The sequence below is a fragment of the Enterococcus sp. AZ050 genome (assembly GCF_051715085.1).
Lineage (GTDB): Bacteria > Bacillota > Bacilli > Lactobacillales > Enterococcaceae > Enterococcus > Enterococcus faecalis.
The window spans coordinates 2,248,889-2,273,229 of record NZ_JBIOTC010000001.1 but is presented as its reverse complement, the minus strand read 5'-3'; the positions used below and the strand labels follow the sequence as shown (position 1 = coordinate 2,273,229).

The following is a 24,341-nucleotide window of genomic DNA, read 5'->3' as shown; positions in this document are numbered from 1 at the left end:
TCGATGTGCTTTCATAATCGCTTAATTATTTTGTATATTCTTCAACTAATGCAACGACTTCTTCCATCGTGTCGCATTCTTTTAATGCGCGGTCAGCAAGTTCAGCCATTTTAGTTGTGTCTAGACGTTTCATCAAGCTACGTGTTTTAAGGATAGATGTAGCACTCATTGAGAACTCATCTAAGCCCATACCCAATAGTAATGGAACAGCTGTTTGATCGCCCGCCATTTCACCACACATACCAGCCCATTTACCTTCAGCATGTGCTGCATCAATTACATTTTTAATTAAACGTAAGATTGATGGGTTGTATGGTTGGTATAAGTAAGAAACGCGTTCGTTCATACGGTCTGCCGCCATTGTGTATTGGATTAAGTCGTTAGTTCCAACACTAAAGAAGTCTACTTCTTTGGCAAATTTATCAGCTAATACGGCAGCTGCTGGAATTTCAATCATAATACCTACTTGGATATCGTTTGAAACTTCAACACCTTCGTTGACTAATTTTTGTTTTTCGTCTTCAAAGATTGCTTTCGCTGCTCTAAATTCTTTCAAAGTAGCAACCATTGGGAACATGATACGTAAGTTACCATGAACAGACGCACGTAATAATGCACGCATTTGTGTACGGAACATGCCGTCACCTAGTTCTGATAAGCTAATACGTAATGCACGGTAACCTAAGAATGGGTTCATTTCGTGTGGTAATGTCAGGTAAGGAAGCTCTTTGTCCCCACCAATATCCATTGTACGAACCACAACGGGTTTTCCTTCCATTCCTTCAAGAACTGCTTTATACGCTTGGTATTGGTCCTCTTCAGTTGGAAAGTCAGATGAATCCATGTATAAGAATTCTGTACGATATAAACCAACAGCTTCGCCGCCGTTTTTGTGTACGCCTTCTAAATCTTTTGGTGTACCAATGTTTGCAGCTAACTCAACATGTTTGCCGTCAGCTGTCACTGTTTCTGCATTTTTTAGTTTATCCCATTCTGCTTTTTGATCTGCATAAGCTTTTGCTTCTGCTTCAAATTCAGATTTTTCAGCATCTGTTGGGTCAATAATAACATCCCCAATGATTCCGTTCACTGCTAAAATATCGCCTGCTTTTACTTTGTCAGTAATTTCTTTTGTACCAACGATTGCAGGGATTTCTAACGAACGAGCCATGATTGCTGAGTGAGAAGTACGTCCGCCGATGTCTGTCACAAAGGCTTTAACATACGTACGGTCTAATTGTGCAGTATCACTAGGTGTTAAGTCATGGGCAACCACGATTACTTCTTCGTTAATCATTGAAGGATTTGGAAGAGTCACACCTAATAAATGTGCTAAGATACGTTTGGCAACGTCACGAATATCTGCTGCACGCTCTTGCATGTAAGCATTATCGTCCATTGCTTCAAACATACCAATATACATATCCGTAACTTCTTTCAAGGCAGCTTCTGCATTGACTTTGTTGTCTTGGATATTTTGTTTGATTTGACCAACCATTTCTGGGTCAGATAAAACCATTAAATGAGCATCGAAAACTTGCGCTTCTGCTTCACCAAGGCTTTGAGCTGCTTTGTCGCGAATTGCTTGCAACTCTTCAGTAGATTTTGCTAAAGCATCGTCTAAGCGAGTTGCTTCTGCATCAGTATCTTCTACGGAAGTTTTGTTGAAAGACAAGTCAGGTTGAACTAGCAGGTAAGCTTTAGCAACAGCAACGCCATCACTTGCGGCAATCCCTTTTAGCATCTCAGACATTATTCAGCCAATCCTTCTTTTTGTAATGTTTCAACGATTGCTGCCATTCCTTCAGCTTCGTCAGCACCATCAACAGTGATTGTTACGTCAGAACCTTGACCAACGCCTAAAGACATAACGCCCATGATTGATTTTAAGTTAACAGATTTACCTTTGTATTCTAAGTTAATATCTGAGTTAAATTTGCTTGCAGTTTGTACTAATAAAGTAGCTGGACGTGCGTGAATTCCTGTTTCTGCTACAATGTGAAATTCTTTCTTTTCCATATAAATCGGTCTCCTTCGTAAATAAAAAATTTTTATGTTAGGGTTTTCCTTTCTTGATACGCTAAAATCAAACGTCTACTCGAAAAAAGACCCTTTCAGTTTCTAAGATTACCATTTTTTTCTATCTTACACAACACTTTTTGCTTAAATTTCGTGATGTTTTGCACTGACTATTCTTCCTCTTTTTGGTAACGATAAATGATTCGTCCATTTAACCCCGCTTCTCCAACAATTTCCGCGCGGTCAGGCAAAGAAATCCAAGCATCACGAAATTGGAAAAATTCATTTTGCTCCACGATTAATTCAGAGATTTCTCCAGCTTTTAATGAAGCAATTTTTTCTACAAAAGGATTTTCAGCCATTGATTTCACCACTCTTTCTCTTAAATATCAACTCTTATAGTTTACTTGAAAATGGCGCAATTGTCTGTAAAAAAAATCGAATCTTTGCCTTTTTTTAAACAAGGTCTTTTACTTGATTCTCTTACAAAAAATGCTATAATAACCTCAAAGGTCAAAAATGGTCAAGTGGTTTTATAGACAGAATTTATTCCTGCTATCTAGTACTTGGCTGGTTTGAGGAAAAATGGTCTGTTTACTAGAAATAATAGAGCAAACAACTATTTTTCTGGCCTCAGTTATTTTGAAAGGATGTGTTTCATTCAATGATTTGTCAAAATTGTCAACAAAATGAAGCAACAATTCATTTATATGCAAATGTGAATGGTCAAAGAAAACAACTGGACTATTGCCAAAGCTGCTATCAAAAATTAAAAAATCAAGCGAATAATTCCCCTCAAAATATGGGACAAGACCCTTTTGGCTTTGGGAGTTTAGACGATTTATATCGTTCTCTTTCTCGCCAAATGCAACAAGGTAATCCTTATGAACAACAAACACCACCCACTCAATTTGGTGATGGTGGTAATGGCGGTCAACCCCCTCGCGGAGGCGCTGGCGCTGGTCAAGGTTTACTAGGCGAGTATGGGATTAACATCACCGAAGCGGCACGCCAAGGAGATATCGATCCTGTGGTAGGACGTGACCAAGAAATTAAGCGTGTCATTGAAATCTTAAATCGCCGTACAAAAAACAACCCCGTTTTAATCGGTGAACCAGGTGTTGGTAAAACAGCCGTTGTCGAAGGTTTAGCCCAAAAAATTGTCGATGGCGATGTGCCCCAAAAATTATTGGACAAAGAAGTCATTCGTTTAGATGTGGTTTCACTTGTTCAAGGAACTGGTATTCGCGGACAATTTGAAGAACGGATGCAAAAATTGATTGAAGAAATCACTGAAGCTGAAAATGTCATTTTATTTATTGATGAAGTCCATGAAATTGTGGGTGCTGGTGCTGCTGGTGATGGCAATATGGATGCTGGCAATATTTTAAAACCAGCCTTAGCACGTGGTGAATTACAATTAGTCGGTGCCACAACTTTAAATGAGTACCGTATTATTGAAAAAGACGCTGCCTTAGAACGTCGGATGCAACCAGTCCAAGTAGATGAGCCAACCGTTGCCGAAACCATAACGATTTTACATGGTCTGCAAAAACGTTATGAAGATTATCATCATGTCAAATATACAGATGAAGCGATTAACGCAGCAGCAAACTTATCCAATCGTTACATTCAAGATCGCTTTTTACCAGATAAAGCGATTGACTTGTTAGATGAATCTGGTTCAAAAATGAATCTAACTATCCAACTCGTCGATCCAAAAACAATTGATAAAAAATTAGCAGAAGCGGAACAACAAAAACAACAAGCTTCCGCAGAAGAAGATTTTGAAAAAGCGGCTTATTATCGTGATCAAATCAATAAATTACAAGCAATGAAAGAAAAACAAATCAGCGATGAAGAAACACCCGTCATCACTGAAAAAGATATTGAAGCCATTGTGGAACAAAAAACTGGCATTCCTGTCGGTGACTTAAAAGAAAAAGAACAAACCCAATTGAAAAATTTAGCTGTTGACTTAAAAGCTCATGTTGTCGGACAAGATGATGCCGTCGATAAAGTAGCTAAAGCGATTCGTCGCAATCGTGTAGGCCTAGGCAAACAAAACCGCCCAATTGGTTCCTTCTTATTTGTTGGGCCAACAGGCGTTGGTAAAACAGAATTAGCAAAACAATTAGCTTTTGAGCTATTCGGTTCAGAAGATTCGATGGTTCGTTTTGATATGAGTGAGTATATGGAAAAACACAGTGTTTCTAAACTGATTGGTTCTCCTCCAGGCTATGTTGGGTATGACGAAGCTGGACAACTCACAGAAAAAGTCCGTCGTAATCCTTATAGTTTGATTTTATTGGATGAAATTGAAAAAGCGCATCCTGATGTTTTACACATGTTTTTACAAATTCTCGACGATGGTCGTTTAACAGATGCACAAGGTCGTACGGTCAGCTTTAAAGACACCATCATTATCATGACAAGTAATGCTGGAACAGGAGCTGTGGAAGCCAACGTTGGCTTTGGCGCTGCCCGTGAAGGTGTGACTAAATCTGTTTTAGGTCAATTGAACAACTTCTTCACCCCCGAATTCCTTAACCGTTTCGATGGTATTATCGAATTCAAAGCATTAAGCAAAGAAAACCTGATGAACATTGTCAGCTTGATGTTAGAAGAAGTAAATGGCTTATTAGCTAAACAAAAATTACACATTGAGGTTCCAACAGAAGTCAAAGAAAAACTCGTTGATTTAGGTTATGATCCTGCAATGGGCGCTCGTCCTTTACGTCGAACAATTCAAGAACAAATTGAAGACGGCATTGCTGAATACTATCTAGATCATCCTGAAAATCATCAATTAGTCGCAGCGTTAGATAACGAAGGTAAAATTATCGTAACTGGCGCACAAGAAGTGACTAAAACAGAAACTTCAACATCTGACCAAGCAGAATAATCAAAAATCCACACGCATTAATAACAATGCGTGCGGATTTTTTTATGCTTTTCACTTTTTATTTTCATCAAAAAAAACTATAATAGAAGAAAGATATTCGTATACTTGTTCCTCATAGAAAAAATTCAATCTGGAACTCCTGTACATAATTGGAAACGCTCTTTTGCAGCACACAACTATAATGAGGTGATAAAATGAAATTAGTGAATGTGACCAATAGCTACAAACAATTAGTAAATAAACAATTGGAAAACACGGATGCTTACTTTGTAAAAGTCTACTCAGCAGGAAACACGACCGCTGTCTATTCAGAAGCAGCTCACCATGTGGAAGTTCTGATTATGAATAAAAATCGTCGCATTCGTCCGACAGAAGTAAAAGAAATTTTAGCAAAACTGTTAAAACGATTACCTAAAGAGGCTTATGACCCAGATGAAATTTCTATCATTGAGTTAAACCATGTGACCGAAGTGTCTGTTCCATTAAAAGTTTCCCTCATGGAAAACTAAAAAAACTGCCGAAGTTTCCCCACTTCGGCAGTTTTTTCAATTTATTGTGACGTTATTTTTTTTACAAGCCTTTGATAATTTTCCGACCAGGCTTCCTCATTTGTCGGACTGACTAATTTATTTTCCTCGATTGCTTTTTTTCTTAAGTCATCTACTTCTTTTTTGAAATTTTCCCCCGATTTTTGAGCATAATCTTTAGAAAAATATTTTGATTGGCGAGAATAAGCCTTCAGTTTCGCATCTTTAATCTCTTCTTCTGTATCTGCAAAATATTCATCATAACGAAGATCGGTTATTTTCCCTGAATCTTTTAACGTAATAACCGTTAAACGTCCAGAAAGCCCCTCTCCAAAATCTTCTGTTAGACTTGTATAATGTTCTTTTGAAGGTTCTTTGATTTCCTTGGCTAAAGCCCTAGCAGCAGGAAGATAACCATTATTAGCGCTATTGGATTGACCTTTGGCTGTCTGGAATGCGCCATCTAGGCGATTTTCAGCAACCATTTGATTTTCTAGAAAAGTCATCGTATTAACAACGGTCACTAACGATTGATCAGTTCGGGCGTTGTTCGCTTGAAAATTTGCATAGCCGGATAAACGTTTTGTCACTCCTGCCCATTCTTCAGAATAATAGTTTTTAGGTCCACGTTCATCAAATTCCACTAACTGAATTTGTTGATCCTTAACAACGACATCAATTAAAGCCGTATAGCCGCCATCAAACACGACTTCATGATGATAATAATCCCCTTGAACTTCTCCGATTTCTGGACGACCTGACCAATACATCTTCTGGGCTTTTTCTTCTGGACTAATTCCTGATTGTCCATTATTAGCTTCTACTGTAGCGCCAGAAACAGCATCAACTTCAAAGGTATGTCCATTACGCTCATAACTCACTTTGGCAGCACTCTCCTTCGGTTGATCATTCGTGTTTGTCTGCTCCTCCTGCTTTACAGAAGTGGCATTAGTGGCTGCCGAGGCACCACTCGTTACTTGGACTGCTTCTGCTTCAGTACTTTCTTTCATTTTTTCAGTTCGTTGATCTGGTTGGCACCCCATTAAAATAATCATTGAACAAAATAACCCGACAACTATCTTTTTAGTTTTCATTTTTCCTCCTTTTGAAACTCATTGAATTACCATTTAATTTTAATATAAGTAGGATGAAAAGTATAGCTAAGAAATCGTTTTTTCTTCATATGGCGATAAACTTAACTGTCCAGATAAATACTCACCTAGATAGATTTCCTGTAATCTTTGGAAGCCTTGTTCTTGGATTTGCGTTAACAGCCAGTGCTCATCTTTTTTGATTAACTCTAGGACATCCATGTTGGCTTGACCGTCCACAATAATCGGATAACGAATACTTTCATCGCCATATTCGACGATTGTTAATTGACCATTTTGTTCTAAAACCGCCCGTTTAACAAGCTGGACTTCATAAATACCATTTGCTCGTAATTTAAACATTAGATCATTTGCAGAAATACCATTTTTCAAACATTCCTTCACCACAACCTGTCCATCCTTGATTAAAGTAATGGGTTTACCATCCACAATTTGCTTCACATAGCGATTGTGTTCTTTTGCAAATTTTAAAATTAAGACTAATAATGTCCACAAAATTAACACTAATACAAATTGGAGCACCGTAATTGAATCATTATAAATAACACCACCAATAATGCCCCCCAATACATAGTTTTGCACTTGGTCCATAGCCGATGTGGGCGCCAAATTGCCTTTTCCCATCAAATTAATTTGGACAATTAAACAAATAATACCTAAAGCAAATTTAATAATAATTGGACTATAAAACTGCATTAATTTTCCCTCACTTTACTTTATGATTTCAAACGTTGGTGTTAATAAATACGTTTCTTGTAACGTATAAGACTGCTGATCCGTACTTAAACTCATTTTATAAAACACTTCGTCAATTTTAACTATGGTTCCGTCAGCCAATTGTGTACCATTGACATAAACTTTTTCTGGAGAAACCTTTTTTTCCTGTGCCACTTGTTCGACAAAATGTACCATTTGCGAAGATTGTGAATGCTGATTTTGGTTCAGTTGATAATTGGAATATTGAACCCCTAAAACAAATAATAATGATAAAAAAATAATAATACTTAATTCACGATATTTCGTTTGAATTTGATGTCGCACATAAAAACTAAACACAATGACTAGCCCGATTAACAAAGCAAAAATAAAAAAATACTTTAAGTAATCATTTAAATTAGATTGGCTTTTTAAATACTCGATGCCATAAAAATTCATGTTCTTGTCCACTCCTTGATAGGTTCGTTATAGTAAGTATTCTATCTCAAAAAAAACAATCACGCCTGCTTTAATACCTTATAAGAAGAAAAAGCTCAGCGCAATCATCTTGAGAATGATTGCGCCGAGCTTCAATCTTCTAAAGATTCAGCTACTGATTGATTACAAATTAATTTTACATCAAACTTTTCAGTTCAACATCTGGATATTTATCCGCAAACCAGCGTTCCGCAAATTGGTTTTCAAATAAGAATAAAGGTTGATCGAAACGGTCCCGTGCCAAAATGTTTCGGCTAGAGCTCATGCGTTCATCTAAATCTTCTGGATTAATCCAGCGGGCAATTTTAGAACCCATTGGCGTCATTACTACTTCAGCATTGTATTCATTAGACATTCGGTATTGGAAAACTTCAAACTGCAATTGACCTACTGCGCCAATGATATATTCTTCTGTTAAATATGTTTTGTATAATTGAATGGCTCCTTCTTGAACCAGTTGGTAAATTCCTTTATGGAAAGATTTTTGTTTCATCACGTTTTTGGCAGTCACTTTCATGAATAATTCAGGGGTAAATGACGGCAACTCTTCATATTGAACATTCATTTTCCCTTCATATAAAGTATCGCCAATTTGGTAATTTCCTGTGTCATACACGCCGATAATATCGCCTGCAACAGCTTCTGTGACGTTTTCGCGGGCATCCGCCATAAATTGTGTCACGTTACTTAATTTGACTTTTTTGCCTGTTCTACCTAAAGTCACGTCCATGCCTCTTTCAAAAACACCTGAACAAATTCGAACAAAGGCAATTCGATCACGATGGGCTGGGTTCATATTCGCTTGAATTTTAAAGACAAAGCCTGAAAATTCTTTTTCATAAGGACTTACTTCGCCACCCTCTTCTGTTTTATGCGCATGTGGCGCAGGCGCAAATTGTAAGAAGGTTTCTAAAAATGTTTGAACCCCAAAGTTTGTCAAAGCAGAACCGAAGAAGACTGGCGTTTGATCACCACGAGCGATTTTTTCCTCGCTAAATTCATCGCCTGCTTCTACCAATAACTCAACATCTTCCAACACTTGTTGATAAACGCTGTTATTGTGCAATGGTAAATCGCTTGGGATATCGCCATCTTTTAAAGGAATAAAACGCTCCCCGCCATTATTTTCTGGACGATATAATTCCACGCGTTCATTATAAATATCGTATAGACCTTCTAGACCTTTTCCCATACCAATTGGCCAGTTCATTGGATAAGATTCAATATCCAATAGTTCTTCCAATTCTTCTAAAAGTTCCAATGGTTCCCGTCCGTCACGGTCCAATTTGTTAATAAAAGTAAAAATTGGAATACCACGTTTTTTAACAACTTGGAAAAGTTTTTTCGTTTGTGCTTCAATCCCTTTGGCACTGTCAATAACCATCACAGCACTATCTACGGCCATCAATGTCCGATACGTATCCTCTGAGAAATCCTCATGCCCTGGGGTGTCCAAGATATTAATCCGTTTATCTTGATAGTCAAATTGCATCACAGAACTCGTTACCGAAATTCCCCGTTGTTTTTCAATTTCCATCCAGTCAGATTTGGCAAAGTTCCCTGTTTTTTTCCCTTTGACGGTTCCAGCTTGGCGGATGGCGCCCCCAAATAATAGTAATTGTTCAGTAATCGTTGTTTTCCCAGCATCCGGATGGGAAATAATCGCAAACGTACGGCGACTATCGACTGCTTCTTTTTGATTGATCGTCATAAAAATCTCCTTATCACTTGTGATGTTTATTTATTTATTTTCTTCAGCATAATTTTTGATTAACCTTTGCTAGTATATCATGTCAAGCCTTGAGAATAAAGAGCTGCTGTTAGCTGTTTTTTAAAAGGAAAACCTGCGACATTAGTCAAAACGACTGATGTCACAGGTTATTTTTAACGTCTTGGTTCGTCATCTTCCATTTCTTTACGGAAAAAACGACGATTTTCTTCTGGTTCTTCATCGACAGTTTCTTCATCGTAGAAATGAACGCGTAAGACTAGCAAACGTGTGCCTTCCATTTCTTCAGCAGTTAACTTAATATTGCCCACTTCAAAAGAAGGTTTTTCCCCTTCATCAGGAATGGTTCCTAATGCTGTAATTAAGTAACCTGCCATTGTATCAACATCGCTCATGTGTAAATCTGTTTCAAATACTTCATTAAATTCGTCAATTAACATGCGTCCTTGAACCAAATATTCATTGTCAGCCACTTGTGTATATAAATTTTCTACTTCATCTGTTTCATCGTCAATTTCACCAACGATTTCTTCTAGTAAATCTTCCAGTGTTGCTAAACCGACAACACCGCCATATTCATCTAGTAAAATCGCCATTTGGTTTTGTGTTCGTTTTAACTCATAAAGTAAATCATCAATAAAAATGGTTTCTGGGACAAATAATGGTTCTTGGATAATCGCGCCTAATTCAATGTTTTCAAAGCCTAAATTACGTGCAGCTTTTAGTAACGTTTTGGTATGTAAAATACCAACAATTTTATCTTTGTCTTCACTATAAACAGGAATCCGAGAATAATTTTCTCCTAAAATTAAATTGATGTTTTCTTGGACATCATCTTGGATGTCAACCATGAATGCGTCTGTCCGAGGAACCATTACTTCTCGTGCCACTTTTGTATCTAATGAAAAGACACCTTGTAGCATTTCTAGTTCTTCGTTTTCCAAAACACCTTCTGTTTCAAGCATGTAGCGCATTTCATCTCGTGTCATCTTCGAATCGGCATCATCGAAAGTCATTGGTGTGATTTTGGATAATAAATCGGTCGAAGCCGATAGCAACCAAACGAAGGGACGCGCGATAACTCCTAAAAAGCGGACTGCACCAGAAGTCAATTGAGCGACTTCTTCTGATTTATTCATGGCAATTCGTTTAGGGTATAATTCACCAAATACAATAGAAACGTACGTTAACAACGCTAAGATAATGATACTGGCAAGACTCTTAGCTGCGGCGCCGCCACCTAATACAGGGGCCAAACGACTAGATAAAGTCTCTGCTAATGAAGCACCAGATAGGATATTAACCAAAGTAATCCCTACTTGGATTGTGGATAAAAAGTTATTGGGGTCTTGCAATACCTTAAGCAATTTTTGAGCTTTTGCGTCGCCGTCTTCCGCTTTTTGTTCCACACGATTCTTGTTAACAGATACGACTGCAATTTCCGCCGCTGCCAAAAAGGCATTGATAAACGTCAACACGACTAATAATAGAAGTTGCGCAATTAGCGACTGACTCTCAGGGTCAGCATTATTCATAATGTTCTCTCTCTCCTTAATTGTTGATAATTCCGAGGCTGTACTTTCGTACTCTTTTAACGTTCTTCCTCTTTTTGTGGTTAGGCTTAGAAACAGACACAATCAGTATTATGACAGGTTATTTTCTATCCTAATCCATAAAATCATAGCACGAAAGATTAGCGGATTCAATCATTAACCGTTATTTTCTTTCGTATTTGTTTCATTCCCTAAAAGAACGGCATTGGTAACTTTTTCACTACGACCCGCTTTGACCATATCAATAACATAGTAGATAATGGTCCGGCAGATTGCGTAAAATGGGACGCCGAGGAAAATACCTAGCAAACCTGCTAAATTTCCTGCTACCAATAAAATTAAAATAATCGTTAATGGATGGATTTTTAGAGATTTTCCGATAACGTTTGGATAAATAATATTTCCGTCCAATTGTTGAACCACTAGCACCACTAAACAACATAAGGCTGCTTTGACGGGTTCATTAAAGATAGTCACTAAGACAGCGGGCGCTAATCCTAGATAAGGTCCTAGATAGGGAATCAAATTCGTAAAGCCGGCAATGACACCAAATAAAAAGGCATAACGAACGCCAAGCAATGAATACCCAATAATCGTAAATGTACCGACAAATAAACATTCAATCGCTTGTCCACTAATATAACTGGATAAGGTTTGGTTCAATTGTCCTAAAAGATCCACAATATCATCTTTTCTTTTCTCAGGTAAAAAGCGTTGAATCGCTGGTACTAGCTTATCTCCATCTTTTAACATATAAAATAAAATAAATGGCGCAGTGACCAAAACAATGGTGGTTGACGCCACCGTTGATACGATTGAACCTAAGCTACTTGATAAACTACTTAAAAATTGTTGGATAATATTTGCATAAGAAATATCCATTTTTTCAATATAGCTTGTTAAATCAATTTGTTTAAAAATAGGTAACTCCGCAATCTCATAAATCCAGGTCTCCACTTGTTTAAAGAAATCTGGCATACTTGATGCTAAACTAGCTAGCTGATCTGCCAACTTAGGGATAATTGTTAATAAGATCAGAACTAATGCGATGATTAGTAATAAAAATACCAGTAAGACGGCATAAATTCGTTTCATTTTCGTCTTCATTAGTAGATTGACCACAGGATTTAGTAAATAATACAAAAAGCCTGCTACTAAGACTGGGGCAAACAACGTTGAAAAGAATGTCCCAATCGGTGCAAATAAGAAATTAATTTTCGAAGCAATAAATAATAGCATGGCCACGACAAGTAATTCAACTGACCAGAAAAATAATTTCGATTCTTTAAATCGATTAATCACAGCGGCTCCTCCTTTATTTTTATTCAATTGTTGCTGTTTTATTTTATCACACCTTCCCCCCTCAGTCATTGAGAATACTTCATTGCTAGAACTTTTTCGTGGTATAATAAAATAGAAACAGATTCTGAACTTGGGGGTTTTTCTATGCATGTAGCTCAAACAAAAGATACCATGAGTGATCTTTATTTAGATGCTGTCCGGCTTCGTCAACGCGTATTCGTAGCGGAACAAGGGGTACCAGAAGAGATGGAAATCGATGAATATGAAGCACATTGTATTCACTTTGTTTTGTACACGAACCATGTAGCTGTCGCAACTTGTCGCTTGCTTCCACTAGAAAATGGCGTTATGAAATTACAACGAATGGCCGTTGAAAAAGCTTATCGTGGCGCCGACTATGGACGAGTGATTATGGAAGCGGCGGAAAATTTTGCCAAAGAACAAGGCTACCACAAGATTACTCTAGGAGCACAAGTCACCGCTGTAGGCTTCTATGAACGTTTAGGTTATCAAAAAACAGGCGCACCTTTTATGGATGCTGGCATTGAACACTACGAAATGAATAAAGAACTATAACACCAATTAAATCGGAAAATTTAGAGCTTGGAGCATTAGCCATTTTGGCTAATGCTCCAAGCTCCTTTTGTGGGCTGTTTACATCGGCTATTTTTTTGATAGCTGTTGATAACGTTGATACCAGATATCTACATACTCGGGCGAGAAGGGGCCTTTTTCGTTATTAATCCAATCCACTAAAGTCTTGACATTTTCTTTTAAAATGAAGTCAATATCTTCTGGATAATCCATTAGTTTGCTATGAAATTCATATTCATCAACGTCTAGTAAACGTTTTTCACCATCTGGAAAAACCTTGATATCTAAATCATAATCAATATACTTCAACGCTTCGTCATCTAAAACATATGGCGAAGCCAGATTGCAGTAATACGAAACCCCCTTTTCTCTAATCATTGCTATTATATTGAACCAATATTTCTTGTGAAAATAAACAATGGCTGGTTCACGAGTCACCCACCGACGTCCGTCGGATTCCGTTACTAACGTATGATCGTTCACACCAATTAAAGAATACTCGCTCGTTTTTAGTACCATCGTATCACGCCACGTTCGATGTAAATGTCCGTCATGTTTATAACTCTGAATGGTTACAAACTCGCCTTCTTTAGGAATTCCCATAATACCCCAACTTTCCCCAAATAAAGTAAAGCACTGTTACTTTTTGGGTGTTCATACATCGATATCGAAATAATTATATCATATCTTTTGAGTTTGCGTACATTGAGTTCACTTAAAGAAGACGATTTCTGAAAAAATTTAATTCAGATGACCAATTAGTTCAAATTCAGTAAATATTTTCAGCTTAATTACTGGATTTTTTCAAAGACTGATACTGCGCTCTCTCTTAAAACCTGATTTAATTCGTCAACATTTGTTTTACCAGTTGTTTCAAGCCACGCAACGGCTGCTTCAGAACCTTGTTGAACAAATGGAAGCACGCCGTCTGCCCAAGTTGCGCGACCACATAAGACTCCATTAAACGAGGAACCTGCTTTTTTTGCAAATTTCAATGTTTCCTGAAACATCGTAGCACTAACCCCTGCACTCAAGAAAATAAATGGAAGTTGTGTTGCTTCACTTTGCATTTTGAAAAAAGCCTGCGCTTCATCTTGGCTATAAAGACTTTCAGTGCCAAAACCTTCTACAAAATTCATATTCACAGGGACTTCTACTTTTAAAACATCAACATTATAGCGATCCTTTGAAAATTCTTTCATCGCTTCAATTACTTTGTGCGGTTTTACTTTAGCGTATTCTTTTGAAGCACTATCCGAATTGTTTGCATCATAAGAGACAATTTCTAAAAAGAATGGAATTTCTTCGGCTAAACACTCTGAACCAATCCGTTCTATATAAGCTTTCTTTCGTTCATTGATTGCTTCACTTTCGTCAACATCGTAGTAAAGTAAAAATTTACACGCGTCTGCGCCCGCTTCTTTTAAACGCTTAACCGACCAAACATCAAGACTATCGGGGAACCGTCCTGGTGTCGAAGCATCGTAGCCCGTTTTTTCATACGCAAGTAACAAACCTGAAGTCTGTGCTCGATTTTCAGCAGCAGCTAGGCCATATTCTGGATCCAACAAAATTGCTGAAGTCTCTGGTGTTAAGCAACGAGATACTAATACTTTAAAGTCACTGATTTCTTGCGCAGTCACCTCTTTGTATTTTCCCATCATGCGTTTTAAGGCCCCACGTTGATCAATGGCTAGTGCGCCAATAATCCCTTGATCATCTACCAGATTTTCTAAATGTTTACGTTTTTGTTCACTAATTTTTTTCATTCTGTTCCCTCTCCTAATTGATTATTTAGTAACGTAGCAATTTCAGCTGGCGAACTTGCTTGTTTCAGTCCAGAAGTAACTTCTTCTCTTAATAAGAGGCGCGCAACAGAAGAGAGTAATTTCAAATGTGTCGTGCCAGCTTCGGCATCTGGAATAAACAGCGCAATCACAAACTCCGTTAATTGGTTGTCAAGGCTCTGCCACTCAACACCTTGGTCCAAGGTAACGATGATAATGGCCGCTTGTTGAATCGTTGCTGCTTTTGCATGAGGTATCGCAAATCCATTCATCATCCCCGTTGTTCCTTCTTGTTCTCGCTCGTTCAGTTTATCGAAAACTTCCTGTGCGTCCTGAGCAACTTCCAATTCTGTTGATTTTTTTGCTAAAAAGTGAAAAACATCCTCTTGCGTTTGTAACTGTTGATTTAAAAAAATATGATTTTCTTTAATAAAAGCCATTCCATCCACTCCTAATTCCTGTTATTTCATTTTTTTGATAACGATTGCTCTTGTTTGGCGATTCTACTTTTTTGTACAAAACCTAGCAATAAACCGCCTACCAATGAACCAGCTAAAATTGCCAGAACCCATTGAACAGCGTGAGTAACAACTGGTAAAACAAGAAATCCTCCATGAGGTGCTGGCACTTGTACCCCAAACATATACGTTAGGACTGCCGCAATTGAAGATCCGAGCATCATAATTGGTAAAACCTTTAATGGGTCTTTTGCTGCAAACGGAATAGCGCCTTCTGTAATATGTGTGGAGCCTAAAATAAAGTTCACTAGCCCCGCATTGCGTTCATTTGTGTCAAAGTATTTTCCAAAGAATAATGTAGCAAAGCCTGTAATTAAAGGTGGCGCTATGCAGGCAGCAGAAACTCCTGCCATAAAAGAAGTATTTCCTTGAGCTAAGAGTGCCGTCCCAGTAACATAGGCCGCTTTATTAACTGGACCTCCCATATCAAAGGCACACATACAACCCACAATTATTCCTAAAACCAACGGACTGGAGTTTTGGAAACTAGCTAAAAAGCTCATCATTCCTTCATTAACAGCTTTCATCGGATCTGCTAATAAAGACATAGTGATACCAATAACTGCAACGCCAATGACTGGATAAAGGAAAATTGCTTTTAAACCATCTAATGATTTAGGCAAACCTTTAAATACTCTTTGTAATAAAAGAATGAAATACCCAGCAAGGAAACCAGATAATATCCCTCCTAAAAAGCCAGTACCACCCGTGTTAGCAATCAAACCACCGACAAAGCCCACAACCAAACCAGGTCGTTTCGCAATCCCCTCTGCGATATACGCAGATAAGATTGGCACCATCATTCCCATTGAGGCATCACCAATACTTTTTAACATAGCAGCGGTAGCATTATACTGACTACTTTCTGGATCAAATGAATAAATGCCCCAAATAGCAAAAGAAAGAGCAATTAAAACGCCGCCTGCTACTACAAACGGCAACATGTGAGAGACGCCATTCATTAAGTTTTTATAAATACTATGTCCAACATTTCCTGAAGAAATTTGTGTCTCCTGTTCAAGTTCGTCCACTGCTTGGTTTTCGGCTGCAATCGATCCTTTGCCTGCGAGTGCTTCTTCAATTAAGCGATCTGCTTCTTTAATCCCCACACTGACAGGGACATCAATGATTCGTTTCCCAGCAAAACGTTCTGCTTGAACGTCTTTGTCGGCGGCAATAATGACTGCCTCCGCTCCTTGGATTTCTGCAGGTGTTAACTCATTTTCTATGCCAATCTGACCATGTGTTTCAACCTTAATCGTAATACCTTTACGTTTCGCCGCTTGTTCCAATGCCTCCTGTGCCATATACGTGTGCGCTATTCCCGTCGGACAACCTGTAGCAGCTATTAATTGATACGTAGCCATCTGTTTATTCCTCCTCTTGAATCTTTATTTGTTGCTCTAACTCCTGAACATCTGAAAAATCTGTCAATCCTTTGCGAAATGCTGTTGAACTACCTGCTGCAATACTTCTTTTTAAATTTTTTTCCAATGAAAGTCCTTGATGCCAGCCAGCTAAAAAGGTACCTAACATTGCATCCCCTGAACAAGCTGTATTTACAACCATTCCAGTTGGTGAATTACCTGAAAGAACCTTTTCATTGTTCATAAATAAAGCCCCTTCACTACCTAAAGAAAGTAAAATATTTTTGGCTCCCCGCTTCAGTAATTCTTGTCCATAAAAAATGTAATCGTCCTTAGTCTGCACTTCTGTATGAAACCACTCTTGAAGTTCTTCTTCATTTGGTTTCAATAAAAATGGTTGATAAGGCAAACAATCTAAAATTTCTTCATAACTACTGTCTAAAATTAAGAACACCTGCTTTTCAAAACAAATTCGGCTAATTTCAATCAAAATACTTGGCGAAACCCCTTGTGGTAAACTTCCTGATACGCACAAATAATCCCCTTTACGTAACTCTGAAATTTTTTTCAAAAAACGTTGTACATGTTCTTCAGATAATTTTGGTCCCTTATTGACTAATTTGTATTCCTTTTGATCTTGGGTAACTTTTGTAAACACATTAATTCTCGTTGTGCCAGCGACTTCGATAAAATCAGTGGTTATCTCTTTTTCTTTTAAATAATCCTCGACATAGTTCCCAGTGAAACCAGCTTTGACTCCCAAAGCGGTATTATCAATCCCTAACATCTTTAAAATTAGGGAAACATTGACTCCTTTCCCGTTTGCTTGAATATCATCTTCCTTCGTGCGATTCACGACAAAAGGAACTAGCTCTTCTGTTTCGATAAATAAATCAATGGCTAAATTTAATGTACATGTATAAATAGTCACTGTAGTTCCTCCTTTCTCCTCTTTATTATGTCTCAAAATACTATGTAAAGGTTTTCATTCTTTCGCAAAAATATAGAAAACATTTACAATTTCATAATTTCTCTAGCTTTTTTATTTTTTTTCATTAAAAATAGGCTTATAAATGTTTTTTAGCGAAAGAAAGAAGGGCTAGCCATTATGGAACAAAAATTGAGTGAGTCAGAGCAATATCTCTGGCATTTTATCGAAACACATATTTTAGAAATCCCTGATTATTCCATTGTAAAATTAAGCGAACGAGCCAACGTATCAACTGCAACGATTGTAAGAACCATGAAAAAGAAAGGCTATGAAGGTTTCACATCCTTCAAGCATCACTTGAAAGATAAAGAAAACCAAAATATAAATTTTTCAGCATTAGAAAAAGTAGACCGAGGAATTCGGACGGCCATTTTAAAGAATGAAGAAGAAGTAACTCGCACGATTAACATGATTGAAATTGGTAATATCGAAGATGCGATCCAAAAAATCAAGGCTTCTCGACGGATTATTATCTTTGCTAGAGGTTTTTCAGAATTAATTGCTCAGGAAATGATGGTTAAGTTTCAATTGGCTGGCAAATACTGTGAGCTGCATACGGACCCAGAAATTATTAAAAATATTAGTAAAAAGTTATCAAAAAAAGATGTGGCTCTTTTTGTTTCCTTAAATGGAGAAACCCAAGAATTAGTTGTCGCTGGTAAAAACTGTTACGACTCAGAAATTGGGACTATCCTTTTAACTGCAAGCAAACACTCTAGTTTAATGAAATATATTGAAATTCCGTTCGTAGGTTTCAAATCAGAAGGCTCCTTTTTCCCCGATTATGAAGTGCGTTCACGGTTACCACTATCCATTCTGGCCAGAATTTTATTGGACGCCTATGCTTTAAGAACGACAACTTAGGCTTTCTTAAATAATAAAAAACAAGCATTCCTTCACTTAAAATAAAGGAATGCTTGTTTTTATTTTGCAACAAAACGTGCTTCTACTCGATAAATTCGTTGACCACGCCTAGAAAATTTTTCTTCGTATTCTGTCATAATGTTGCCTTCAAACTCGCTATTATGCAAATCTAGCCATACACGTTCAATAATCATGCCATATTTAGAAAAGCTACTTAATGAGTATTCGAAGAGCCCTTGATTATCCGTTTTAAAATGAATTTCTCCATTTGGTTTTAAGATAATTTCATCTGTCGCTAAAAAGTTTTTATACGTTAAACGACGTTTTTCATGTTTTTTCTTTGGCCAAGGATCTGAAAAATTTAAATAGATTAAATCTACTTCATTTTCAGCAAAATATTCTGTTAATGCTTCGCCGTCTACTCGCAATAACTGTAGATTAGGTAACGGCTCGGCCACTAGCTTATCTAATGCAATCGATAAAATACTTAATTGCATATCGATACCAATATAATTAATTTCAGGATGTGCTTTAGCCATTTCATAAATAAAACGACCTTTACCTGAACCAATTTCAATGTGGATGGGATGATTATTGCCAAAACGTTCTTGCCATTTCCCTTGCCATTTTTCAGGACCTTCTACCACATATTGTGGATATTTTGCCATATATTCTGCTGCTCCGGGTCTATTTCTTACACGCATATTTAAAATTCCTTTCTTTTAAAAACAGACTGGTGAAATTCGCCAGCCTGTGTGGATGTTAAATGAATTAGTTTAACTACTAAACATTCGTTTTAATTGTAAAATTTCTGCAGTCATTGCTCTTCTTTCGCCCTCTTGGTGATGACGAACAATCTCTTGTAAAAAGCTAAATAAACCATACCAATAAATTCGTTGAACTGTACTTTCATTAGGAATTAAACCATAAGATAGTAACCATTGATTCCAACCGGAACGAGGCACATAATGACTCAAAATCATTCCTAAATCTACCGCTGGGTCCGCGACCATCACAGAATCCCAATCTACTAAATAGAGATAATTATTCGAGACTAACCAATTCCGATGATTCACATCGCCGTGGACAGCTACATAACTAGTCTCTGGATATTCTGGTAAATGATTATATAAATAAGTGATTACTTCTTTTAAATAACTGTTTCGTTTTAATTCTTTAGGTAGTTGACGCTTATACTCTTTCAACATTGTTAGCGGGGTACAAACTTCGCCACCAATTTTTTTCAACATGTCTTTCAGCAAATTGGAATGATGCAATTGGTATAACACGTCAATCACGTCATTGCGTTTGCCAATTTCGTCCGCATGTAATAAACGTCCTTCCAGCCATTCTTGGGCTGTTAGTACGTCGCCATTCGCTGTCCGCTTTGTCCAAATCATCTTCGGGGCTAACCCTTCTTTAGACAATGCTGCAAGAAGTGGAGAAGTGTTTCGTTTAATGAACACTTTCTCTGTTTCTTTTATTCCCATGTATGTTTGACCAGTTGCGCCCTTTATCGGCTGCAGACGCCAGTCTTTATCCAACTGAAATTCCATGGAAATTATCTCCTATCTCAACACAATTTTATTGCAATTTTTACAGCAATTACCATTTTAGTCGCCAAACCTTGCTTCGTCAAGCTTCTATGTGGTTCTTTTGTAAATTTTGCTGGGTTTTCTCATCTTTATAACTTATTCAAGCGCATTGGAACATACATTTTAGTGAAAATCACAACTTCTACAATTAAGGCACCCAGAATGATCAAGCTATTTTGCAAATTGCCTAAACGAAGGCAGACAATCCCACCAAAAATAATGGCCGCAACAGACAATGCGCCGCCAATTAACCGGCGAATTGCTGCTTGTTTTTTTTCTATTGAAATTGGATATAGCTGTGTCATCACCATATAATCAAATTGCGTGTACATGGGAATCAACTGGAACCCGATTAAATAGACAAACAATAAAGCAACTACCAACGCAATCCAGAATTCTTGTAAAAAGAAGAGTAGCACGCCACCAACCAAAATCAAACGAAACAATAAGCCGCTATATTCGCTACCTCGTAAAAAGCTCCGAATGAATAAGTAAGCATACGTGTTCTCAGATGTTTTTTTGACTACTCCGAGGAGAGGATCTAAGTATTTACGACGTTTTACTGTACTACTCACTTCAGGAATATCTGTAAACAGCTGAATGAATTTATAAATTCTATGCATTCTGTTTTGTTCTTTTTGGATCATTTTTTCCCAATCCAAGAAACTCTGTTTCATCTTATTTTGCCAAATACTCGATAAACAAACGGCCAGAATGATGCCACCAATCACACCAACCCAAGGCGTCCAGTAAATGGCTCCCGTCATAATCAAGAGACTACTGATCAACCAAACGAACCACCAACTACGGTAAGTGGTTGACGAAAGATGATAGAGCCCATAGCTTTGTAAACTAAGATGTGTATAAATCATACAAACTAGCATAACCAAAAATAAAAAGAAGGTTTGAAACGACCAACCCGTTGTGACTACAATCAACGGCATTAATAGGCCACTTCCTAGAAAGCTGACCACAATCGGTAAAAGTAAAGAGTAGCGCAGCGCTCGTTTCAGATAAGCAGCGAATTGTTTTTCTTTTGGTAATAAAAACACCTTGTCTGGCTCTTCTGTCAAAGTGGCCAACTTACCAACTTGAATGAGTAGCAGCCAACCCAACAGAATTAACGGCCTGCCCCAAACAAAATCACGAGGTAATTCTTTTAACAACTGGGAATAGTACAGACCTAATCCGCCTAATAAAAACATACAGACTAAAACAAAATGATCATTTAAAATATAGCGCAAGTACTTGGACATTTTTTTGAAATGCCGTGACAAACGTTGACTAAAAAATTCGCCCATGTTACCCCACCTTTTCTTCCTTCGTCAAGGCAAGATAAATATCATCTAAAGAAGACTCTGGTAAATTAAATTCTGCACGTAATTCAGCCATTGTACCGTTTGCCCGTAATTTCCCTTCGTGTAGCACCACAAAGCGATCACAATATTTTTCAGCTGTTGCTAAAATATGCGTGGACATTAAAATCGCTGCCCCTTGCTTACGCATCGTATCCATTAATTCTAATAAAGCATGAATTGCTAAAGGATCTAAGCCTAGAAAAGGTTCATCAATAATATATAAACTCGGTTCAATTAAGAATGCACAAAGTACCATGACTTTTTGTTTCATGCCTTTTGAAAAATTAGCAGGAAACCATTCCAATTTATTGTCTAAACGGAACGTTTTTAGTAATGGTTCTGCTCGTTTGAATGCTTCTTCTAATGGAATATCATAAGCCAAGGCCGTTACTTCGATATGCTCTTTCAATGTTAATTCTTCATATAAAGAAGGTGTTTCCGGAATATACCCGATTTTTTTACGATATTCTTCAGGGGCTTGTTGCAATGTTTCCCCGTCAATCATAATTTTGCCTTTTTGCGGCGTAAGTAACCCAATAATATTTTTGATGGTGGTACTTTTCCCCGCACCATTCAAGCCGATTAAACCAACCATTTCACCAGACTTGACGTCAAAATTAATATCTTTTAAGACAGGAATATGGCCGTAACCTCCTGTTAAATGTTCAATTGTTAAGCTCATTTCTTTTGCCTCCAACCTTTTCTCTCTACCATTATTAAACCCTAAGCGAACCAAGAATTCAAAAATTACTCCCTTAATTAAATGGATTTTTTTCTTTCTCTTATTATACACGAAATGAAACGAACTTTTTAGCGAACTCACGTACTTTTTCATCCACAGAGAAATCAACTTGTGGTAAAGTAAAGGAAAGAACCTAGAGAAAAGAGGAATTTTTCATGAATGATTGTATTTTTTGTAAAATTATCAACGGCGAAATCCCAAGTTATAAAGTCTATGAAGACGAGAAAGTCTACGCGTTTTTAGACATTACACAAGTGACCAAAGGGCATACCTTAATGATTCCAAAACAACACGTTGCTGATATTTTTGAATATAATGACGTTTTAGCAAGCGACGTCTTTGCTCGTATTCCTAAAGTAGCACGAGCATTAGAAAAAGCTTTTCCAGAAATGGAAGGATTAAACATTTTAAATAACAATAAGGAAGTGGCTTATCAATCCGTTTTCCATTCCCACGTTCATTTGATTCCCCGTTATTCAAAAGAAGATGATTTCTCTATTCATTTTGGCAACCATCAAGAGGACTATTCCGCCGAAGCGATGCAAGAAATTGCTGAGACCATTGCAAAGCAGGTGAACTAAATGAAAAAATTTATTAAAGGTCTCTTTTTTGGTGCAGCTGCTGGTACCATTGGCGGCTTGTTGGCTGCTCCAAGAAGCGGGAAAGAAACACGCCAACATTTAATCAATGAGCTAGAGGACTATCGTTCACTGAAAAATCAAGTCACGAATGACTGGGATCAGGTGCAACGAAATTTGGCAGTTGTCGAAGAAAACGTTCCTCTGGCAACTGAATTTTCAAAAGACCTGCAACAAGAAATCACTGATTTCAAATTCCAAGCGGAACCTCGGATTGCTCAAATTAAAGAACAAATTGCTAAAATCACGGCTGAATTACCTGACACACAAACCAACAAGCAAAAGTAAAGTCTTTTATGTTAATTATTTCTTTTGTTATTAAAAAAATAAAAAGTGTGACGTAAATACGAATTTTGTTTGAAACTATGCCTGAGACTCTTTCTTTTTCAAAATAAGGTATGGTATAGTTATAACAGAAATAAAACTAAAAAAACAGGAGTGCATAAGAGAATGAAGAAAAAACTAATCTTAGCTGCAGCGGGCGCAATGGCCGTTTTTAGTTTAGCAGCGTGTTCAAGCGGTTCAAAAGATATCGCAACAATGAAAGGTTCAACAATTACTGTTGATGATTTTTATAACCAAATTAAAGAACAAAGCACGAGCCAACAAGCGTTTAGCCAAATGGTTATTTATAAAGTCTTTGAAGAAAAATATGGCGACAAAGTAACTGACAAAGATATTCAAAAAAACTTTGACGAAGCCAAAGAACAAGTAGAAGCACAAGGCGGAAAGTTCTCTGATGCATTAAAACAAGCTGGTTTAACTGAAAAAACATTCAAGAAACAGTTAAAACAAAGAGCAGCCTATGATGCAGGTCTAAAAGCCCACTTAAAAATTACAGATGAAGACTTAAAAACAGCTTGGGCAAGTTTCCATCCAGAAGTAGAAGCACAAATTATCCAAGTTGCTTCAGAAGATGATGCCAAAGCTGTCAAGAAAGAAATCACTGACGGCGGCGATTTCACAAAAATTGCTAAAGAAAAATCAACAGATGCTGCTACGAAAAAAGATGGCGGTAAAATTAAATTTGATTCACAAGCAACAACTGTTCCTGCCGAAGTTAAAGAAGCTGCCTTCAAATTAAAAGATGGCGAAGTGTCAGAACCAATTGCTGCAACAAATATGCAAACCTACCAAACAACCTACTATGTAGTGAAAATGACGAAAAACAAAGCAAAAGGCAATGACATGAAACCTTATGAAAAAGAGATCAAGAAAATTGCTGAAGAAACAAAATTAGCCGATCAAACATTTGTTTCGAAAGTCATTAGTGACGAATTAAAAGCGGCCAATGTGAAAATTAAAGATGATGCCTTCAAGAACGCTTTAGCAGGCTACATGCAAACTGAATCTTCAAGCGCTTCTTCAGAGAAAAAAGAATCAAAATCAAGTGATTCTAAAACAAGCGATACCAAAACAAGCGACTCTGAAAAAGCAACAGATTCTTCAAGCAAAACAACAGAATCTTCTTCTAAATAAGCATAAAAAAGAGAGTGGTCGATTGGAACTGACCTAAGATTGTGAGACAGGAATAAAAAAGCATTTT

General features: G+C 37.3%; 25 protein-coding genes. 7 read left to right on the top strand and 18 right to left on the bottom strand.

The window, feature by feature from the left end:
- Window positions 1-25: 25 nt before the first annotated feature.
- The 3 genes from ptsP to IGJ04_RS11105 all read right to left on the bottom strand — a co-directional run bounded on the left by ptsP (window position 26) and on the right by IGJ04_RS11105 (window position 2,381).
- A complete protein-coding gene (gene ptsP, locus IGJ04_RS11115) occupies window positions 26-1,753 on the bottom strand; it encodes a phosphoenolpyruvate--protein phosphotransferase (RefSeq protein ID WP_002361251.1) in 1,728 nt (575 codons plus the stop codon).
- Window positions 1,753-2,019 (bottom strand): phosphocarrier protein HPr, encoded by a 267-nt coding sequence (locus tag IGJ04_RS11110; RefSeq protein ID WP_002355551.1) that lies wholly within the window; start codon window positions 2,017-2,019, stop codon window positions 1,753-1,755. The genes ptsP and IGJ04_RS11110 overlap by 1 nt, the downstream gene beginning before the upstream one ends.
- Window positions 2,020-2,189: 170 nt before the next feature.
- On the bottom strand, window positions 2,190-2,381 hold the full coding sequence (locus tag IGJ04_RS11105; protein ID WP_002366170.1) for a hypothetical protein: 192 nt from the start codon (window positions 2,379-2,381) through the stop codon (window positions 2,190-2,192).
- 302 nt (window positions 2,382-2,683) lie between these two features.
- On the opposite strand from IGJ04_RS11105, the gene IGJ04_RS11100 reads away from it, so the two are divergent.
- Together IGJ04_RS11100 and IGJ04_RS11095 are read left to right on the top strand one after the other, a co-directional pair.
- On the top strand, window positions 2,684-4,924 hold the full coding sequence (locus IGJ04_RS11100; protein WP_002386935.1) for an ATP-dependent Clp protease ATP-binding subunit: 2,241 nt from the start codon (window positions 2,684-2,686) through the stop codon (window positions 4,922-4,924).
- Between the two features lie 194 nt (window positions 4,925-5,118).
- Window positions 5,119-5,433, top strand: coding sequence for a DUF1827 family protein (locus IGJ04_RS11095; RefSeq protein ID WP_002355547.1), 315 nt, complete (start codon window positions 5,119-5,121; stop codon window positions 5,431-5,433).
- Between the two features lie 41 nt (window positions 5,434-5,474).
- On the opposite strand, the gene IGJ04_RS11090 is transcribed toward IGJ04_RS11095, so the two are convergent.
- The 6 genes from IGJ04_RS11090 to IGJ04_RS11065 form a co-directional block, all read right to left on the bottom strand.
- Window positions 5,475-6,545: a hypothetical protein gene (locus IGJ04_RS11090; RefSeq protein ID WP_002363169.1), complete on the bottom strand. Its 1,071-nt coding sequence runs from the start codon at window positions 6,543-6,545 to the stop codon at window positions 5,475-5,477.
- A 66-nt stretch (window positions 6,546-6,611) separates the two neighbouring features.
- Complete coding sequence (locus IGJ04_RS11085) at window positions 6,612-7,259, bottom strand: DUF421 domain-containing protein (protein WP_002355545.1); 648 nt, start codon at window positions 7,257-7,259, stop codon at window positions 6,612-6,614.
- Between the two features lie 15 nt (window positions 7,260-7,274).
- Window positions 7,275-7,718 carry a DUF3290 domain-containing protein gene (locus tag IGJ04_RS11080; RefSeq protein ID WP_010828559.1) on the bottom strand — a complete coding sequence of 148 codons (444 nt, stop codon included), beginning with the start codon at window positions 7,716-7,718 and terminating at the stop codon, window positions 7,275-7,277.
- Window positions 7,719-7,893: 175 nt separating this feature from the next.
- On the bottom strand, window positions 7,894-9,468 hold the full coding sequence (locus IGJ04_RS11075) for a peptide chain release factor 3 (protein ID WP_002355543.1): 1,575 nt from the start codon (window positions 9,466-9,468) through the stop codon (window positions 7,894-7,896).
- A gap of 173 nt (window positions 9,469-9,641) precedes the next feature.
- Entirely contained in the window at window positions 9,642-11,021 is a 1,380-nt protein-coding gene (locus IGJ04_RS11070; protein WP_002363168.1) for a hemolysin family protein, read from the bottom strand.
- A gap of 174 nt (window positions 11,022-11,195) precedes the next feature.
- A complete protein-coding gene (locus tag IGJ04_RS11065; RefSeq protein WP_002384914.1) occupies window positions 11,196-12,410 on the bottom strand; it encodes an AI-2E family transporter in 1,215 nt (404 codons plus the stop codon).
- Window positions 12,411-12,485: 75 nt separating this feature from the next.
- Here IGJ04_RS11065 and IGJ04_RS11060 point away from each other — a divergent pair, with 75 nt between their 5' ends.
- Window positions 12,486-12,917, top strand: a complete 432-nt coding sequence (locus IGJ04_RS11060) for a GNAT family N-acetyltransferase (RefSeq protein WP_002355539.1) — start codon at window positions 12,486-12,488, stop codon at window positions 12,915-12,917.
- 87 nt (window positions 12,918-13,004) lie between these two features.
- Here the strand turns inward: IGJ04_RS11060 and bph are convergent, their stop codons facing one another.
- The 5 genes from bph to pfkB all read right to left on the bottom strand — a co-directional run bounded on the left by bph (window position 13,005) and on the right by pfkB (window position 17,538).
- Window positions 13,005-13,538 (bottom strand): biofilm phosphatase Bph, encoded by a 534-nt coding sequence (gene bph, locus IGJ04_RS11055; RefSeq protein ID WP_002355538.1) that lies wholly within the window; start codon window positions 13,536-13,538, stop codon window positions 13,005-13,007.
- A 188-nt stretch (window positions 13,539-13,726) separates the two neighbouring features.
- The gene (lacD, locus tag IGJ04_RS11050; RefSeq protein ID WP_438840215.1) at window positions 13,727-14,704 is read right to left on the bottom strand and encodes a tagatose-bisphosphate aldolase; all 978 of its coding nucleotides are present in this window, start codon (window positions 14,702-14,704) and stop codon (window positions 13,727-13,729) included.
- Window positions 14,701-15,162 (bottom strand): fructose PTS transporter subunit IIA, encoded by a 462-nt coding sequence (locus tag IGJ04_RS11045; RefSeq protein WP_002358680.1) that lies wholly within the window; start codon window positions 15,160-15,162, stop codon window positions 14,701-14,703. Before IGJ04_RS11045 ends, lacD begins: the two co-directional genes overlap by 4 nt.
- Before the next feature lie 26 nt (window positions 15,163-15,188).
- Window positions 15,189-16,607 carry a PTS fructose transporter subunit IIC gene (locus IGJ04_RS11040; RefSeq protein ID WP_002355535.1) on the bottom strand — a complete coding sequence of 473 codons (1,419 nt, stop codon included), beginning with the start codon at window positions 16,605-16,607 and terminating at the stop codon, window positions 15,189-15,191.
- Between the two features lie 4 nt (window positions 16,608-16,611).
- A complete protein-coding gene (pfkB, locus tag IGJ04_RS11035) occupies window positions 16,612-17,538 on the bottom strand; it encodes a 1-phosphofructokinase (protein ID WP_002355534.1) in 927 nt (308 codons plus the stop codon).
- 177 nt (window positions 17,539-17,715) lie between these two features.
- Here pfkB and IGJ04_RS11030 point away from each other — a divergent pair, with 177 nt between their 5' ends.
- Window positions 17,716-18,462, top strand: coding sequence for a MurR/RpiR family transcriptional regulator (locus tag IGJ04_RS11030; protein WP_002363162.1), 747 nt, complete (start codon window positions 17,716-17,718; stop codon window positions 18,460-18,462).
- 59 nt (window positions 18,463-18,521) lie between these two features.
- On the opposite strand, the gene trmB is transcribed toward IGJ04_RS11030, so the two are convergent.
- From trmB to IGJ04_RS11010, 4 genes are all read right to left on the bottom strand, one after another.
- On the bottom strand, window positions 18,522-19,166 hold the full coding sequence (gene trmB / locus IGJ04_RS11025) for a tRNA (guanosine(46)-N7)-methyltransferase TrmB (protein WP_438840214.1): 645 nt from the start codon (window positions 19,164-19,166) through the stop codon (window positions 18,522-18,524).
- Between the two features lie 72 nt (window positions 19,167-19,238).
- A complete protein-coding gene (locus tag IGJ04_RS11020; protein ID WP_002355531.1) occupies window positions 19,239-20,018 on the bottom strand; it encodes a phosphotransferase family protein in 780 nt (259 codons plus the stop codon).
- Between the two features lie 128 nt (window positions 20,019-20,146).
- Window positions 20,147-21,358, bottom strand: coding sequence for an ABC transporter permease (locus tag IGJ04_RS11015; protein WP_033624308.1), 1,212 nt, complete (start codon window positions 21,356-21,358; stop codon window positions 20,147-20,149).
- 1 nt (window position 21,359) lies between these two features.
- Window positions 21,360-22,097 carry an ABC transporter ATP-binding protein gene (locus IGJ04_RS11010; protein WP_002363160.1) on the bottom strand — a complete coding sequence of 246 codons (738 nt, stop codon included), beginning with the start codon at window positions 22,095-22,097 and terminating at the stop codon, window positions 21,360-21,362.
- Between the two features lie 215 nt (window positions 22,098-22,312).
- Here IGJ04_RS11010 and IGJ04_RS11005 point away from each other — a divergent pair, with 215 nt between their 5' ends.
- From IGJ04_RS11005 to IGJ04_RS10995, 3 genes are all read left to right on the top strand, one after another.
- A complete protein-coding gene (locus tag IGJ04_RS11005; protein WP_002355527.1) occupies window positions 22,313-22,738 on the top strand; it encodes an HIT family protein in 426 nt (141 codons plus the stop codon).
- Window positions 22,739-23,083, top strand: coding sequence for a YtxH domain-containing protein (locus IGJ04_RS11000; protein ID WP_002355526.1), 345 nt, complete (start codon window positions 22,739-22,741; stop codon window positions 23,081-23,083).
- A 162-nt stretch (window positions 23,084-23,245) separates the two neighbouring features.
- Complete coding sequence (locus IGJ04_RS10995; RefSeq protein ID WP_002355524.1) at window positions 23,246-24,274, top strand: peptidylprolyl isomerase; 1,029 nt, start codon at window positions 23,246-23,248, stop codon at window positions 24,272-24,274.
- Window positions 24,275-24,341 lie beyond the last annotated feature (67 nt).